Annotated in this window: 1 protein-coding gene; it reads left to right on the plus strand. The window is 66.4% G+C overall.

The features are described 5' to 3' along the window. Positions 1 to 75 precede the first annotated feature (75 nt). On the plus strand, positions 76 to 268 hold a 193-nt coding region (locus RYX56_RS22710), incomplete at its 3' end, for a hypothetical protein (RefSeq protein WP_317124167.1).

Below are 268 nucleotides of genomic sequence, written 5' to 3' on the forward strand. Positions count from 1 at the left end.
GTTCCGCTGAGCGGGCCGCCTCCCGGCAGTGAGACCTTCACGCAGGTCTTCACTGGACCGGAGGACGGCCGTCCGATGCTCCACGGCTACAGCGTTGAGACCGAGGGCGTCCGCTACGCACTGAACCCGGCCCGGCTCTCCGGTTTCGTGGAAAGCGAGGCTGCGCGCCTGAGCCTATCGAGTTCCGAAAAGGTCTGGAGGCAGGGTCAGTTGTTCCGATACGTCCTGCAGTCCAGGGCGTTGGCGGCGGGCGTCAACGGGTTCGACG

The sequence above is a fragment of the Alkalihalophilus lindianensis genome (assembly GCF_032843265.1).
Classification (GTDB): domain Bacteria; phylum Bacillota; class Bacilli; order Bacillales; family Bacillaceae_D; genus Alkalihalophilus; species Alkalihalophilus lindianensis.